This is a genomic window from Delftia sp. Cs1-4 (assembly GCF_000214395.1).
Lineage (GTDB): Bacteria > Pseudomonadota > Gammaproteobacteria > Burkholderiales > Burkholderiaceae_C > Comamonas > Comamonas acidovorans.
Map to the genome: position 1 here is coordinate 3,560,166 of NC_015563.1, position 14,277 is coordinate 3,574,442.

Below are 14,277 nucleotides of genomic sequence, written 5' to 3' on the forward strand. Positions count from 1 at the left end.
CATGCAACTCGAACAGAAATACCAGGCCCTGCTGGCCGAGGCCGAGCGCCGCAAGCTGGACGACGTGGACAGCATGCGGCTGTGCTTCCAGACCCTGTCGCTGGCTGCACGCATCGACCGTGACTGCGCCGCGCTGCTGGCGCCCCATGGCCTGTCCGAAGGGCGCTTCGTGCTGCTGTTCCTGCTGGAATCCGCCAGCGAAGGGCTGGCGCCCAACCACCTGGCCGAGCAGGCCGGCATCACCCGCGCCACCGTGACCGGCCTGCTGGACGGCCTGGAACGCGAGGCCCTGGCCGAGCGCCTGCCCGACCCGGCCGACCGCCGCGCGCTGCGCGTGCAGCTCACCGCCAAGGGCCGCCAGCTGGCGCGCAAGCTGTTTGCCCGGCACAGCCAATGGATCGCCGGCCTGTTTTCCAACCTGTCGCCCGCCGAACGCGGCCAGTTGGGAAAGCTGCTGGCCAAGGCCGCCGCAGGCGTGGAGGCCAGCGCATGACGGCGCCCACGCCCCGGCGCAAGGGCGCCAACCGCACGGTCGATATCACTCCCGAACTGCTGCAGGCCCTGTCCCTGGGCGAGATCGAGACCGCCACGCTGACCGAAAGCCTGGCCGTGGACCAGGCCCGGCTGCTGCAGGCCGTCTTTCCCGACGCGTGGCCGCAGCTGGAGGACACGGCGCAGGCGCTGGGCCAGCTTGGCATTCTCAAACGCATGGAGTGCATTGGCGGCCTGCTGTGGCAGGCGCTGGGCCAGGCGGGCTGGCAGCGCTGCCTCACGCACCGCTCTGACACGGTGCGCGGCTGGGCCTGCTTCATGGCCGGTGCGCAGCCGGGCCTGACCCTGAGCCAGCGCCTGGAACTGCTGCAGCCGCTGGCCGATGACTCGCATTTCGGAGTGCGCGAATGGTCGTGGATGGGCGTGCGCCCGCATCTGGCCAGCGATCTGCCGCAGGCCGTGGCCGAGTTGTCCCGGTGGACAAGGCGGCCCTCCGACCGCCTGCGCCGTTTCGCCAGCGAGGCCCTGCGGCCGCGCGGCGTCTGGTGCAGCCATATCGCGGCGCTCAAGCAGCAGCCGGAGATCGCCCTGCCCCTTTTGCAGCGGCTGCGCGCCGATGCCTCGCCCTATGTGCAGGACTCGGTGGCCAACTGGCTCAACGACGCGGCCAAGAGCCGGCCCGACTGGGTGCGCGCCCTGTGCGCGCAATGGCTCGAGGAATCGCCCGTGCCCGCCACGCGCCGCATCTGCGAGCGTGCGCAGCGCAGCCTCAAGGAGAGCTAGCCTCCTGCCGGCCCGCCAGCCGTTCGCAGTCGGGCTTGATGCAGCGCCCGTAGAGGATGTGGGAGTGCTCCACGATGGCAAAGCCATGCGAGCGCGCCAGCAGCTTCTGACGCTGCTCGATCACCGCATCGTGGAACTCCTGCACCAGGCCGCAGCGCGTGCAGATCAGGTGGTCATGGTGCTCGCCGTCGTCGAGTTCATAGACCGCCTTGCCCGCCGCAAAGCGCTGCTGGCGCAGCATGCCGGCCTGCTCCAGCTGCGCCAGCACGCGGTAGACCGTGGCCAGGCTGGTGCCCCGGCCCTGGTCATGCAGCTGGCGGTAGACCTCCTCCGCCGCCAGATGCCGCTGGTCCCCGTGGCGAAAGATGTCCAGTACCCACAGTCGCGCCAGCGTGGCCTTCAGCCCCAGGTTCTTGAGGTCAGCGGAATCGGACATGCAGCCCTCCCGGCCGGTCAGAACTCATTGTGGATGGCCTTGTAGCCGCGCACCAATTCGTTGTTGGTGCGGACCACGTCCTCGGAGAAATCGCTGGCGTCGGCGGGCACCTGGGCCAGCGTGGACAGGTCGGTCTCCGGGCCTATGCGCGCAGTGGATGGCACGTAGAAGCCCGGCGGCAGGTGGCATCCATCGACCACGGCGTTGTAGCGCACCACGCAGCCGTCATCGACCACGCAGTTGAACAACACGCTGTTGAAGCCGATGAACACGCCATTGCCCACGGTGCAGGGCCCGTGGACGATGGCGCGATGGGCGATCGAGGTGTGCTGCCCCACGCTGACGCGCGCGCCGGACTTGGAGTGGATCACCACCCCGTCCTGGATGTTGGAGTGCGCACCGATCACGATGGGGTCGATGTGGCCGTCAGCATCCATCTCGTCGGCACGGATCACCGCATAGGGGCCGATGAAGACGTTCTCTTCCACGACCACCAGTCCGCACAGGATGGCCGTGGGGTCCACGAAGGCGCTGGCATGGATGCGCGGCAGGTCGCCGCGCGGGTTCTTGCGGATCATCCCTTGCGCCTGTTCTTTGCGCCGCCCTGGCGGGCCTTGAAGCGCGGGTTGCTCTTGCAGATGACGTAGATGCGGCCGCGGCGGCGCACCACCTGGCAGTCTCGATGGCGCAGCTTGGCTTCCTTGAGTGACGAGAGAACTTGCATGGAAAACTCCTTGGGTTGTAGAGAAACGGGTGCCGGCTCGCCGGTCATGCCCAGGCCACGGCATCGTGCGGATGCAGGCTCTCCATGTGGCGCACATGCACGCGCGGCCGGGCGTAGATGCCTTCCAGCGCGGCCTGTATGCGGCGCGCCGCATCCTCGACAAACATCAGGTTGCGGCCGTTGAGCGCGGCAAAGGCCTGCTCATCGGCGCGCTTGACCGCGGTCTGCACGGGCGTGCCCAGCGCCTGCTCCACGCGGGCGATCAGGGGCAGGATGCCGAGGTCCGGCCCATCACAGGCCAGGTCCACGCTGACCTGGGCCTCGCTGCGCTGGCTGTGTGCCGTGGCCAGCGTGCCATGCCGGCGCAGCCAGGAGGCCACCTGGTCCGGCTCCACCAGCGGCTCGCCCGCAAAGGCCTGCAAAAAGCCATGCTCCAGCAACTGGCGCGACAGTGCCGCCGAGCAGGGGCAGGTCGAGGAATAGCCCACGCTCACCTGCAGCCGCAGCTGGAACACGCCCTGCGCCAGCGTGGCGTCCAGGCGTACGGGATAGGACTTCCAGCCCGACAGATCGTGGGTGACCAGGGCGGGCCGCTGGGCCAGCAGGTCCAGCGACAGGCGCATCCGGGCGCTGCGGCTTTGGCAGTCGAGGTGGCTGTCGATCATGGCCTGCAGCGCATGGCGCAGCGCCAGGGCAGACAGCGCGGATTCCTCGGCCAGGCTGTCCAGTTGCCGGTACAGCCGGGACATGTGTATGCCCTTGACATGGGCCGCAGGAAGATCGACCTGCACATCGGCACGCGCATGCAGCTCGCGCCAGTAGCCGGGCTCGGCCACGGTCACGGGCAGGTCTATGCCCTGCATGCCCACCCATTGCAGCGGGCTGAGGCTGGGCGCGGGATCGGTCAGGGAAACATCGGGAAGAGGTGCAGGCATTCGGGGCTCCAGTGGCCACGCCGACCCAGGCCGGCGCGGTATTCGCTCAATTCCAGTCGGGAAACGGGTTGTCCCATTGCGCCCAGGCCTGCGGGCCCAGGGCCATTTCTGCATCGGTCAGCAGGCACTCGTCCAGGCGGGCGCGCAGCGCGTCCTCGTCCATGCCCATGCCGATCAGCACCAGTTCCTGGCGCGCGTCGCCCACGCCATCGACCCATTTGTCCAGGATGCGCTCCACGCTTTCGGGGTCGCGCGGCCAGCGCTCGGCCTCCACGGCGGCCCACCAGTGGCCGGCCGGGCCATGGCGCGCCACGGCGCCGGCCTGCGACCAGGAGCCGGCCAGCGCCGGATGGCTGGCCAGCCAGAAAAATCCCTTGGAGCGCACCACTCCCGGCCATTCGCTTTGCACCAGGCCGAAGAAGCGCCGGGGATGAAAGGGGCGCCGGGCTCGGTAGACAAAGCTGGCAACGCCATAGGCCTCGGTCTCGGGCTGGTGCGTGCCACGCAATTGCTGCAGCCAGCCCGGCGCCCTGGAGGCCTCCTCGAAATCGAACAGCCCGGTATCGAGCACGCGATCCAGCGGCAGCTGGCCGAAGGAGGCGATCTCCAGCCTGGCACGCGGGTTGAGCCCGCGCAGGATGGCCATCAGCCGCGTGCAGTCCTCCTCGGTGACCAGGTCGATCTTGTTGAGCACGATCACATCGCAGAACTCCACCTGCTCGATCAGCAGATCGACCACGGTGCGGCGGTCCTCCTCGCCCAGCGATTCACCGCGCGAGCGCAGGCTGTCACGCGAGCCATAGTCGTGCAGGAAGTTGAAGGCATCGACCACGGTCACCATGGTGTCCAGCCGCGCCACATCGCCCAGGCTGCGTCCGTCCTCGCCCGCGAAGGTGAAGGTCTCGGCCACCGGCAGCGGCTCGGAGATGCCCGTGGACTCGATGACCAGCTGGTCGAAGCGGCCCTCGCCCGCCAGCCGCGCCACCTCCAGCAGCAGGTCCTCGCGCAGCGTGCAGCAGATGCAGCCGTTGCTCATCTCCACCAGCTTTTCGTCGGTGCGCGACAGGCCGGCGCCGCCATCGCGCACCAGGGCCGCGTCGATGTTGACCTCGGACATGTCATTGACGATGACGGCCACGCGCCGCCCTTCGCGGTTGTGCAGGATGTGGTTGAGCAAGGTGGTCTTGCCCGCGCCCAGAAAACCCGACAGCACGGTCACAGGCAATCGGGCATGCGGCGGCTGAACCGGCGCTACGGTATGCATCATGGAATCTCTCGAACAGGGACAGGGAGCACGCGGCGGGCACTGCGGCCGCATGCGCAGGGAGGGGTCTCAGGCGGGGAGCGCGGTGCAGGCGGAGCACTTGCCATGCAGCTCGATGTTTGAATGGGCCAGCGCAAACGCATGGCCATGCGCCCAGCTGCCCAGGCAGCGGTTGAGCGCGTCGTCCACGAACTCATCGACCTGGCCGCAGCTGTCGCAGATCGCAAAGGCCGAGAAATCATGGCTGCCCTCGTCCGGATGCGAGCAGCAGACATAGGCATTCAGCGACTCCAGGCGATGGACCACGCCCTGCTCGGCCAGCTTGTCCAGCGCGCGGTAGACCTGGGTAGGGGCCGTCAAACCGTGGTCCCGCAACTGGTCGAGCAGCGCGTAGGCCGTCAGCGGCGCGCCGGCCTGGCGCAGCGTGTCGAGCACGCGTTGTTGCTTGGTGGTCAGGGAGTGGGACATGGTGGTTTCCTGGTCAAAAAGGGCGGGCAGCGACCTTGCCCTGCATCAAAACAGTTACGTTATAACATAACAAAATTGGCAGCCACGCACTGTTTTACAATTAAAAAGAATATTAAGTTGCGCTTAAATACACAACAGGATATAGTCAGCTCCGTTGTTGAGGCCAAGCGCTTAAGCCGCCCACTTCCCTTCCCTGCACAACGGCTGTCCGCCGCTCCCCGCAGGATGTCTCTTGCGACCTTTGTCGCACAGTTGGTCTGTAGAGCTGCAGCCAACCGAGTTCCCAGATGCTCACGCAGGCCTGTTCAAGGCTGCGAACCTGACTGAACCACATTTCAAACACTGGCATTCCCATGGGCAAGTACGTCGTCTCGCCCTCGACACACCCGACCGACTGCGGCCGCTTCCGCGCCTCCTTCGCGGTCCATCGCTCCCAAGGCAACGGCAGCTACTGCCGCGTATTCCGCTTCGACAAGGCGTTCGCCTCCCGCGAAGCAGCACGGCTGTTTGCCGTCACCCAGGGCTGGCTCCAGACCTGCATGCAGCACCCGCCTGCCTGCTGACGGCCTGCCTGCCCGGCTGCCGTCACCCTCCCACCCATTCACCGCCGCGGATTGCACAGTCCGCCGCATGCATGCCAACGGTGCGCCCTTTTGCGCACATCCAATCGAAGAGGTTTTCCTATGACCACCAAAATCTACGTGGGCAATCTGCCCTACTCCGTGACCGACTCCAGCCTGGAAAGCAACTTTGCCGAGTTCGGCAACGTGGCCTCCGCCAAGGTCATGATGGACCGCGAAACCGGCCGCTCCAAGGGCTTCGGCTTTGTGGAAATGGCTTCTGCCGAAGTGGCCCAGGCCGCCATCACCGGCCTGCACGGCATGTCCGTGGACGGACGCTCGATCGTCGTGAACCTGGCCCGTCCCCGTGAAGAAGGCCGCAGCTCCGGTGGCTACAGCCCGCAGGGTTACGCCGGCAAGCGTTCGGACGTCGGCTATGGCAATGGCGGCCACGGCGGCGGTCGCTACTGATCACGGCGCAGCTTCCAAAAACCGGCTCTCTGGGCCGGTTTTTTTTCGCCTGCGGTTTTCTTTCCTGCCGTTGCAGGCATGAAAAAACCGGCCGCCCTTGCGGGTCGGCCGGTCATGGCTGAAGCCTGCCGGGGCCTGACCCCGGCACAGTGGCTTACAGCAGCGCGTCGATGGCTGCGTTGAACGTGGCGCTGGGGCGCATCACGGCATCCATCTTGGCCACGTCGGGCATGTAGTAGCCACCGATGTCCACGGCCTTGCCCTGCACGGCGCGCAGCTCTTCGATGATCTTGGACTCGTTGTCAGCCAGTTGCTTGGCCAGCGAAGCGAACTTGGAGGCCAGTTCGGCATCTTCCGTCTGCGCCGCCAGGGCCTGTGCCCAGTACAGGGCGATGTAGAACTGGCTGCCACGGTTGTCCAGCTCGCCGGTGCGGCGCGAAGGCGACTTGTCTTCGTCCAGCAGCTTGCCCGTGGCTTCATCCAGGGTCTTGGCCAGCAGCTTGGCGCGGGCGTTGTCGTTCTTGATGCCCAGGTCTTCCAGCGACACGGCCAGTGCCAGGAACTCGCCCAGCGAATCCCAGCGCAGGTGGTTTTCCTCCACCAGCTGCTGCACGTGCTTGGGAGCCGAGCCGCCAGCACCCGTTTCGTACATGCCGCCGCCGGCCATCAGGGGCACGATGGACAGCATCTTGGCCGAGGTGCCCAGTTCCATGATGGGGAACAAGTCGGTCAGGTAGTCGCGCAGGATGTTGCCGGTCACCGAGATGGTGTCCAGGCCGCGGGCCACGCGCTCCAGCGTGTAGCGCATGGCGCGGACCTGGGACAGGATGTGGATTTCCAGACCCGTGGTGTCGTAGTCCTTGAGGTAGGTGTTGACCTTCTTGATCAGCTCGGCCTCGTGCGGACGATAGGGGTCCAGCCAGAACACGGCAGGCATGCCGGAGTTGCGGGCACGCGTGACGGCCAGCTTGACCCAGTCGCGGATGGGAGCGTCCTTGACCTGGCACATGCGCCAGATGTCGCCCTGCTCCACGTTCTGGCTCATCAGCACTTCGCCGGTGGCCAGATCGACGATGTTGGCAACGCCGTCTTCCTCGATCTCGAAGGTCTTGTCGTGCGAGCCGTACTCTTCGGCCTTTTGCGCCATCAGGCCCACGTTGGGCACGGTGCCCATGGTCTTGGGGTCGAAGTTGCCGTGCCACTTGCAGAAGTTGATCATCTCCTGGTAGATGCGAGCAAATGTGGACTCAGGCATCACGGCCTTGCAGTCGTAGGGCTTGCCGTCGGCGCCCCACATCTTGCCGCCCTGGCGGATCATGGCGGGCATGGACGCGTCAACGATCACGTCGTTGGGCGAGTGGAAGTTGGTGATGCCCTTGGCCGAGTCCACCATGGCCAGCGCGGGACGGTGTTCCTGGCAGGCGTGCAGGTCACGGATGATCTCTTCGCGCAGCGAGGCGGGCAGCGTCTCGATCTTCTCGTACAGCGTGGACATGCCGTTGTTGACGTTCACGCCCAGCTCGTCGAACAGCTTGCCGTGCTTCTCGAAGGCTTCCTTGTAGTAGATCCTCACGCAGTGGCCGAACACGATGGGGTGCGAGACCTTCATCATCGTGGCCTTGACGTGCAGCGAGAACAGGATGCCGGCGTCGCGGCAGTCGTCCAGTTCCTTTTCATAGAAGTCGCACAGCGCCTTCTTGCTCATGAACATGGAGTCGATGATCTCGCCGGCCTTCAGGGCCACCTTGGACTTGAGCACCACGGTCTTGCCGCTCTTGGTGGTCAGCTCCATCTTGACGTCGCGTGCGGCGTCCAGCGTGATCGACTTTTCGCCGTGGTAGAAGTCGCCGTGCTCCATGTGCGAGACATGGGTTTGCGACCACTGCTTCCACTCGCCCATGGAGTGGGGGTGCTTCTTGGCGTAGTTCTTGACGGCGGCAGGAGCGCGGCGGTCGGAGTTGCCCTCGCGCAGCACGGGGTTCACGGCCGAGCCCAGGCACTTGCCGTAGCGTGCCTTGATGTCCTTTTCCTGATCGTTGGTCGGATTCTCGGGATAGTCGGGCAGTGCGTAGCCCTTGCCCTGCAGCTCCTTGATGGCAGCCGTCAGCTGGGCCACGGAGGCGCTGATGTTGGGCAGCTTGATGATGTTGACATCGGGCTCCAGCGTCTTCTTGCCGAGCTCGGACAAGGTGTGGGCCACGCGCTGGTCTTCGGCCAGGAATTCGGAGAACTCACCCAGGATGCGGTGGGCCACGGAGATGTCGGCGGTCTCGACATTCACGCCGACGGGTGCGGCAAAGGCGCGCACCACAGGCAGGAAGGCACTGGTGGCAAGGCGCGGAGCCTCATCGGTCAGGGTGTAGATGATGGTGGGTTGCTGCGTGCTCATCTCTTGTCTCAGGTAGTGAAAAGGTAGGGGTCGCGCCGCAGGCCGTCGAACCGGGCATCCGCTAGGGGAAACGGGGCCGGTGCAGCCTGAGGCAGTAGGACCGTCACGCAATGCCCCGTCGCGCCAGCATGCTGCCCCGGCGTTTTCTGCAATGCGATCCCACAATACAAAATTCTAAGCGGAACCCGCCACATTTTTTAAGTCTTGTAGAAGACTTAGGGTTTTACAGCGGCATTCGGGACCTGTTTTCACAGGGAAACGGCTTGCAGCCCCCGCGTTTTCTACCATGCAAAAAATGCTGTAGCGTGACGGACACGCAAGCGGAGCAGACCCCCGTGTCAAACCCAGAGCCGATACATCCAGAACGATTCATCGTGCTCGAAGCGCCGCGCAAACTCCCCCGGCGAAAACCCCGTGATCTGGCGCACGGCGCGGCACATATGGGCCTGGTCGGAGAAGCCCTCGTCCAGCGCCAGCGCGGCCCAGTCCAGCGCCTGTCCCTGTTCATGGTGGCGCCGCGCCGCATGGAACAGGCTTTCCGTGCGCACCATGCCCTGCCATTGCCGCAGGGAGCGGCCGCTGAACTGCTTGATGCGCCGCTCCACCTGGCGCGCGCCCAGCGTTCTTTGCCATTGCAGCGCCTGCATCCCCAGCCAGGCCACCCAGTGGCGCCCATGCTCGCGCAATGAGGGCAGCACCTGCAGGGCGCTCCCCCGGACCTCGCGCCAGCGCGGCGCCAGGTGGCGCTGCAACGCGTCCAGGGTGCCGGCATCGTCCTGCGCATGCAGCAGGGCCTGGCACAGCGCGGACCAGGACGGCCCCAGCACCCCGGATGCCGCGACAAAGCCATCCTGCGCATGCAGCACGCCGGGGCCGAACAGCTGCAGCGCGGCATCCAGGTGCAGGCAGACCATGCCGCCACGGCCCGGCCCGCTGGCCCAACTGGCCGTCGGCGCGGTCTGGCTGCCCGAGAGCATGACGGATGCCTCAAAGGGCTCGCAGCCCTGCACGCCCACCAGGCCTGCGGCCATGTCCTGGTACCAGGACAGGCAGACCATGGGGGTGGCGGGAAAATGCGACAGCCGCTGCGCATCGTCCAGGACAACGCCCCGCGTATCGCGGCAGACGACGGCCACCACCGCACCATGCAGCCCTGCCGGCGCGGGATACAGCATGGAGTGCGGCTGCCGCCCCTGGCCTGCCCAGCGCGCGGCCCTGGCATGCAGAGGGGGACAGGCAGCAAAGGCACTGGGCGTACGGGCTTCGATTGCGGCTTCGGCTTCGGGCATCACGACGGCATCCATGGAGGCGCAGTGTAGGCCTTGCCGCCCGCCGATCCGGTGACGCTTTCGTTCAAGACCACGGGCGGCGCGACCAGCGAGCATGGGGACATGAACCGCCCGAATCCCACGCAAGATACCTACACACCGGCGCCGTCGAACGCGGCCTCCTGCCCCTTCGCCACGCAAGCGGCGCAACCGGCGCTACCCGAGCAATCCGAGCAGACGGCCTCCACGGCCTGGCCACCCGGCCCGGCACCGGGGCTCATGGGCTGGGGCCTGCTGCGCCGCATGTCGCGCGACCTGCTGGGTACGCTGGCGCAATGGCGCGGCGAGCACGGCGATGCCATCCATCTGCGCATCTGGCCAGAGCACCAGGTCGTCGTCACGGATCCCGAACTGGTGCGCGAGCTGCTGGTCGGCCAGCACGACGCGCTGGTGCGCTGGGAGCACGGCATCTCGGTCTTTGCCCAACTGCACGGTCACAGCGTGCTGGTCAGCGAAGGCCAGCCCTGGCGCAGCAAGCGGCAGGCCCTGTTGCCGGCTTTCTCCCCCAAGGCCGTGCAGGCCCAGATACCGGCCCTGGCCGCAGCCGCGCAGGCCGCGCTGCAGGCCTGGCCGCAGCAGTCCGAGGACTTTCCGATGGAACAGGCGCTGACCGCCCTGGCCATGGATGTGATCATGCGGCTGATGTTCTCCGGCGCCATCGGCGAGGATGCGCGCTCCGCGGAGCAGGCCATCCGCGAAGTCAGCCATGCCGCCAACAGCGAGTTCTACTGGCCCCTGCGCTGGCCCGATGCCATGCCATGGAAGCGCCGCAAGCGCCGGGCGCTGGCCTGGCTGCGCAGCTTCATCGACCGGCAGGTCCGGCTCCGGCTGGCGCAGGCCGATGCAGACTGGCCCGAGGATCTGCTCAGCCGCCTGCTGCGCCTGCACCGGGGCGACACCCAGGCCTGGACACTGCAGGCCGTGCGCGATGAGTGCATGACGGCCTTTCTGGCAGGTCACGAAACCGTGGCCAGCAGCCTGACCTGGTGGTCCTGGTGCATGGCCACCCATCCCGAGGCGCAGCAGCAGGTGGCCGACGAGATCCATGCACAGCTGCAGGGCCGCACGCCCACGGCGCAGGACCTGCCGGCGCTGCGCCAGTTGGGCTGGAGCCTGCAGGAAGCCATGCGCCTGTACCCGGCCGCGCCCGTGCTCATCAGCCGGCGTTGCACGCGGCCTGTGCAGCTGGGTCCGTGGCGCCTGCCCGCGCGAACCCTGTTCATGATTGCGCCCGGCCTCATGCAACGCGATGCGCGCTGGTTCCCGCAACCCGATGCCTTTCAGCCGCAGCGTTTCGCCGTTGCCGACAAGGACGGAGCCCCTGCCGCGCCGCGCGGCAGCTGGATGCCCTTTGGCACCGGCCCGCGCGTATGCCTGGGCCAGCACCTGGCCAGCACGGAGATGACGGTGGTGGCGGCCATGGTGCTGCAGCGCCTGCGGCTGAGCGTGCCCGAAGGTGCCGGCGCCCCTCGCCCTGTGCTGCAGGTCACGCTGCGGCCATCCACGCCCTTGAGACTGCGGCTGCAGTCGCGCAGCGGCGCACAGGCCGGGTAAACGTGGCGATATATTGCGCCAAATCATCTACAAAGCACGCCAATTACGCCAAATTGTCACCCATCCGCATTTATTCTGTCTTTTTGACTAGAACCACTGGACTGGAGACGATTTGAGTACCCTGGCAATCGTGATTTCATTGGCGGGACTGATGTTCCTGGCCTATCGAGGCATCTCCGTGCTGCTGCTGGCACCCCTGATGGCCGCCGTGGCCGTGCTGCTGTCCGGCGACCTGGGCCACATGCTGCCGCTGTACACCAGCACCTTCATGGGCGCCCTGGGCAACTACATGCTGCAGTTCTTCCCGGTGTTCCTGCTGGGCGCGCTGTTCGGCCAGTTGATGGCGGACTCGGGCGCAGCCACCGCGATATCGCACTGGATCATGCGCGTGCTGGGCGAGAAGCACGCCATCCTCACGGTGGTGCTGGCCTGCGCCGTGCTCACCTATGGCGGCGTGTCGCTGTTCGTGGTGGCCTTTGCCATCTATCCGATTGCCAAGTCGCTGTTCCGCGCGGCCCATGTGCCCAAGCGGCTGATACCGCCCACCATCGCGCTGGGCTCGTTCACCTTCACCATGACGGCGCTGCCGGGCACGCCGTCCATCCAGAACGCCATTCCCATTCCCTACTACGGCACGAACGTGTTCGCGGCGCCGGGCCTGGGCATCATCGGCGGCATGACCATGTTGGCCCTGGGCCTGTGGTGGCTGCAGTCGCGCGCGGCCAAGGCGCGCGTGGCCGGCGAAGGCTACGGCGACCATGACGACGCCGTCGAGCAGGGCCTGCATGACGAAAGCGACCCCGCCCTGCACAGCCGCCGGGACCTGCCGCTGCTGCTGGCCCTGCTGCCGCTGGTGCTGGTGATCGCGGTCAATGCCCTGCTGACCTACGGCGTGTTCCCGCAGATGGATTTCGGCTTTCTGAAGGAACGCTTTCCTGCCGTGGACCCGGCCAAGCAGACGGGCCTGTGGGCGCTGATCATGGCCCTGGCCGTGGCCTGCGCCGCACTGGTGCTGCTGGGCCTGGGCCGCTGGCGCAATCTCAAGGAGTCGGTGAACAAGGGCGTGCTGGGCTCCATGCTGCCCATCTTCAACACCGCCTCGGAAGTGGGCTACGGCGCGGTCATCGCAGGGCTGGCGGGCTTTGCCATCATCCGCGAGGCCGTGCTCAACGTCGCACCCCACAACCCGCTGATCTCCGAGGCCGTGGCCATGAACGTGCTGGCCGGCATCACAGGGTCGTCGTCGGGCGGCCTGTCGATTGCCCTGTCCACACTGGGCAAGGACTACCTGGCCATGGCCGCCCAGCTAGGCATCAGCCCGGAGCTGCTGCACCGCGTGGCGGTGATGGCGGCCGGCTGCTTCGACACCCTGCCGCACAGCGGCGCCATCATCACGCTGCTGTCCATCTGCGGCCTCACGCACCGCCAGTCGTACGGCAACATCGCCATCATGACCATTGGCGCGCCACTGCTGGCCCTGGTGCTGGTGATCACGCTCGGCACCATGTTCGGGTCCTTCTGAGGGACCAGGGCGCAGAGCGCGCGCGGGAAATACCACGGCATCGCGCCCGCCACAACCGGCATATGACGTATATGCGCGGGGCGGGTGCATGGCAACAATGCATGCACGGCGATAAGGCATCGCCCCGATTCATTCCCGCATCACCGACAAGACGACATCCGCTGCCAAAGCTGCCAGCGCAGATGTCGGGCAACAAGGCCCGAACCGCTCCCTGACCCGGAGCGGTTCGGGCCTTTTTTTGTTGGCCGGGAATCGAAGGGGCGGCGATGCGGAAAGCCGCCTCTCAACCCTTTCAGGAGCAGCAGCATGAGACACGGAGATATTTCCAGCAGCAACGATTGCGTCGGCGTGGCAGTGGTCAACTACAAGATGCCGCGCCTGCACAACAAGGCCGAGGTGCTGGACAACTGCCGCAAGATCGCGGACATGCTGGTAGGCATGAAGCGCGGCCTGCCGGGCATGGACCTGGTGGTCTTTCCCGAGTACTCCACGCACGGCATCATGTACGACGCCAAGGAGATGTACGACACGGCCAGCTCCATCCCGGGCGAAGAGACCGAAATCTTCGCCGACGCCTGCCGCAGGGCCAACGTCTGGGGCGTGTTCTCGCTGACGGGCGAGCGCCATGAGGAGCACCCCAACAAGGCGCCGTACAACACCCTCATCCTCATGAACAACCAGGGCGAGATCGTGCAGAAGTACCGCAAGATCATGCCCTGGGTGCCCATCGAGGGCTGGTACCCGGGCGACTGCACCTATGTGAGCGAAGGCCCCAAGGGCCTGAAGATCAGCCTCATCATCTGCGACGACGGCAACTACCCCGAGATCTGGCGCGACTGCGCCATGCGCGGCGCCGAGCTCGTCGTGCGCTGCCAGGGCTACATGTACCCGGCCAAGGAGCAGCAGATCATGGTCTCCAAGGCCATGGCCTTCATGAACAACTGCTATGTGGCCGTGGCCAATGCGGCGGGCTTCGACGGCGTGTACTCGTACTTCGGGCACTCGGCCATCATCGGCTTCGACGGCCGCACCCTGGGCGAGACCGGCGAGGAGGAAATGGGCATCCAGTACGCCGAGTTGTCCAAGCACCTGATCCGCGATGCGCGCAAGAACGGCCAGTCGCAGAACCATCTGTTCAAGCTGGTGCACCGCGGCTACACCGGCACCATCAACTCCGGCGACGGGGACAAGGGCGTGGCCGCCTGCCCCTACAACTTCTACAGCCAGTGGGTCAACGATCCCGAGGGCACGCGCGAGATGGTGGAGTCCTTCACACGCACCACCGTGGGCACGCCCGAATGCCCCATCGAAGGCATTCCGCACGAGGCGCCCAAGCACCGCTGACAGCGTC

15 protein-coding genes are annotated in these 14,277 nt (G+C 66.3%); 7 read left to right on the forward strand and 8 right to left on the reverse strand.

Annotated elements, in window-relative coordinates:
• Window position 1 precedes the first annotated feature (1 nt).
• Window positions 2-493 (forward strand): MarR family transcriptional regulator, encoded by a 492-nt coding sequence (locus DELCS14_RS15610; protein WP_012205483.1) that lies wholly within the window; start codon window positions 2-4, stop codon window positions 491-493.
• A complete protein-coding gene (locus DELCS14_RS15615) occupies window positions 490-1,275 on the forward strand; it encodes a DNA alkylation repair protein (RefSeq protein WP_013802512.1) in 786 nt (261 codons plus the stop codon). The genes DELCS14_RS15610 and DELCS14_RS15615 overlap by 4 nt, the downstream gene beginning before the upstream one ends.
• Here the strand turns inward: DELCS14_RS15615 and fur are convergent.
• From fur to DELCS14_RS15645, 6 genes are all read right to left on the reverse strand, one after another.
• Window positions 1,262-1,711 (reverse strand): ferric iron uptake transcriptional regulator, encoded by a 450-nt coding sequence (gene fur, locus DELCS14_RS15620; protein WP_013802513.1) that lies wholly within the window; start codon window positions 1,709-1,711, stop codon window positions 1,262-1,264. The genes DELCS14_RS15615 and fur overlap by 14 nt on opposite strands.
• Window positions 1,712-1,728: 17 nt before the next feature.
• The gene (locus DELCS14_RS15625) at window positions 1,729-2,289 is read right to left on the reverse strand and encodes a carbonate dehydratase (RefSeq protein WP_013802514.1); all 561 of its coding nucleotides are present in this window, start codon (window positions 2,287-2,289) and stop codon (window positions 1,729-1,731) included.
• The gene (gene ykgO / locus DELCS14_RS15630) at window positions 2,286-2,435 is read right to left on the reverse strand and encodes a type B 50S ribosomal protein L36 (RefSeq protein ID WP_013802515.1); all 150 of its coding nucleotides are present in this window, start codon (window positions 2,433-2,435) and stop codon (window positions 2,286-2,288) included. The genes DELCS14_RS15625 and ykgO overlap by 4 nt, the downstream gene beginning before the upstream one ends.
• Before the next feature lie 44 nt (window positions 2,436-2,479).
• Window positions 2,480-3,370, reverse strand: coding sequence for a GTP cyclohydrolase FolE2 (gene folE2 / locus DELCS14_RS15635; protein ID WP_013802516.1), 891 nt, complete (start codon window positions 3,368-3,370; stop codon window positions 2,480-2,482).
• Between the two features lie 46 nt (window positions 3,371-3,416).
• On the reverse strand, window positions 3,417-4,637 hold the full coding sequence (zigA, locus tag DELCS14_RS15640; protein ID WP_013802517.1) for a zinc metallochaperone GTPase ZigA: 1,221 nt from the start codon (window positions 4,635-4,637) through the stop codon (window positions 3,417-3,419).
• A gap of 66 nt (window positions 4,638-4,703) precedes the next feature.
• Window positions 4,704-5,102 (reverse strand): Fur family transcriptional regulator, encoded by a 399-nt coding sequence (locus DELCS14_RS15645; protein WP_013802518.1) that lies wholly within the window; start codon window positions 5,100-5,102, stop codon window positions 4,704-4,706.
• A 353-nt stretch (window positions 5,103-5,455) separates the two neighbouring features.
• On the opposite strand from DELCS14_RS15645, the gene DELCS14_RS15650 reads away from it, so the two are divergent.
• A complete protein-coding gene (locus DELCS14_RS15650; protein WP_012205475.1) occupies window positions 5,456-5,665 on the forward strand; it encodes a hypothetical protein in 210 nt (69 codons plus the stop codon).
• A 120-nt stretch (window positions 5,666-5,785) separates the two neighbouring features.
• Window positions 5,786-6,133, forward strand: coding sequence for an RNA-binding protein (locus DELCS14_RS15655; RefSeq protein ID WP_012205474.1), 348 nt, complete (start codon window positions 5,786-5,788; stop codon window positions 6,131-6,133).
• A gap of 154 nt (window positions 6,134-6,287) precedes the next feature.
• On the opposite strand, the gene DELCS14_RS15660 is transcribed toward DELCS14_RS15655, so the two are convergent.
• Together DELCS14_RS15660 and DELCS14_RS15665 are read right to left on the reverse strand one after the other, a co-directional pair.
• Window positions 6,288-8,522: an NADP-dependent isocitrate dehydrogenase gene (locus tag DELCS14_RS15660; protein ID WP_013802520.1), complete on the reverse strand. Its 2,235-nt coding sequence runs from the start codon at window positions 8,520-8,522 to the stop codon at window positions 6,288-6,290.
• Window positions 8,523-8,860: 338 nt separating this feature from the next.
• On the reverse strand, window positions 8,861-9,697 hold the full coding sequence (locus DELCS14_RS15665; RefSeq protein ID WP_228676759.1) for a helix-turn-helix domain-containing protein: 837 nt from the start codon (window positions 9,695-9,697) through the stop codon (window positions 8,861-8,863).
• A 216-nt stretch (window positions 9,698-9,913) separates the two neighbouring features.
• On the opposite strand from DELCS14_RS15665, the gene DELCS14_RS15670 reads away from it, so the two are divergent.
• From DELCS14_RS15670 to DELCS14_RS15680, 3 genes are all read left to right on the forward strand, one after another.
• Entirely contained in the window at window positions 9,914-11,404 is a 1,491-nt protein-coding gene (locus DELCS14_RS15670; RefSeq protein ID WP_013802522.1) for a cytochrome P450, read from the forward strand.
• Between the two features lie 112 nt (window positions 11,405-11,516).
• On the forward strand, window positions 11,517-12,926 hold the full coding sequence (locus tag DELCS14_RS15675; protein WP_013802523.1) for a GntP family permease: 1,410 nt from the start codon (window positions 11,517-11,519) through the stop codon (window positions 12,924-12,926).
• A 306-nt stretch (window positions 12,927-13,232) separates the two neighbouring features.
• Entirely contained in the window at window positions 13,233-14,270 is a 1,038-nt protein-coding gene (locus tag DELCS14_RS15680) for an aliphatic amidase (RefSeq protein WP_013802524.1), read from the forward strand.
• Window positions 14,271-14,277 lie beyond the last annotated feature (7 nt).

Coding starts and splice junctions, on each gene's coding strand:
- folE2 (WP_013802516.1), bottom strand. CDS start 3,370: ATGCCTGCACCTCTTCCCGATGTTTCCCTGACCGATCCCGCGCCCAGC.
- DELCS14_RS15665 (WP_228676759.1), bottom strand. CDS start 9,697: ATGCTGTATCCCGCGCCGGCAGGGCTGCATGGTGCGGTGGTGGCCGTC.
- DELCS14_RS15650 (WP_012205475.1), top strand. CDS start 5,456: ATGGGCAAGTACGTCGTCTCGCCCTCGACACACCCGACCGACTGCGGC.
- DELCS14_RS15660 (WP_013802520.1), bottom strand. CDS start 8,522: ATGAGCACGCAGCAACCCACCATCATCTACACCCTGACCGATGAGGCT.
- ykgO (WP_013802515.1), bottom strand. CDS start 2,435: ATGCAAGTTCTCTCGTCACTCAAGGAAGCCAAGCTGCGCCATCGAGAC.
- DELCS14_RS15615 (WP_013802512.1), top strand. CDS start 490: ATGACGGCGCCCACGCCCCGGCGCAAGGGCGCCAACCGCACGGTCGAT.
- fur (WP_013802513.1), bottom strand. CDS start 1,711: ATGTCCGATTCCGCTGACCTCAAGAACCTGGGGCTGAAGGCCACGCTG.
- DELCS14_RS15655 (WP_012205474.1), top strand. CDS start 5,786: ATGACCACCAAAATCTACGTGGGCAATCTGCCCTACTCCGTGACCGAC.
- DELCS14_RS15610 (WP_012205483.1), top strand. CDS start 2: ATGCAACTCGAACAGAAATACCAGGCCCTGCTGGCCGAGGCCGAGCGC.
- DELCS14_RS15670 (WP_013802522.1), top strand. CDS start 9,914: ATGAACCGCCCGAATCCCACGCAAGATACCTACACACCGGCGCCGTCG.
- DELCS14_RS15625 (WP_013802514.1), bottom strand. CDS start 2,289: ATGATCCGCAAGAACCCGCGCGGCGACCTGCCGCGCATCCATGCCAGC.
- DELCS14_RS15645 (WP_013802518.1), bottom strand. CDS start 5,102: ATGTCCCACTCCCTGACCACCAAGCAACAACGCGTGCTCGACACGCTG.
- zigA (WP_013802517.1), bottom strand. CDS start 4,637: ATGATGCATACCGTAGCGCCGGTTCAGCCGCCGCATGCCCGATTGCCT.
- DELCS14_RS15680 (WP_013802524.1), top strand. CDS start 13,233: ATGAGACACGGAGATATTTCCAGCAGCAACGATTGCGTCGGCGTGGCA.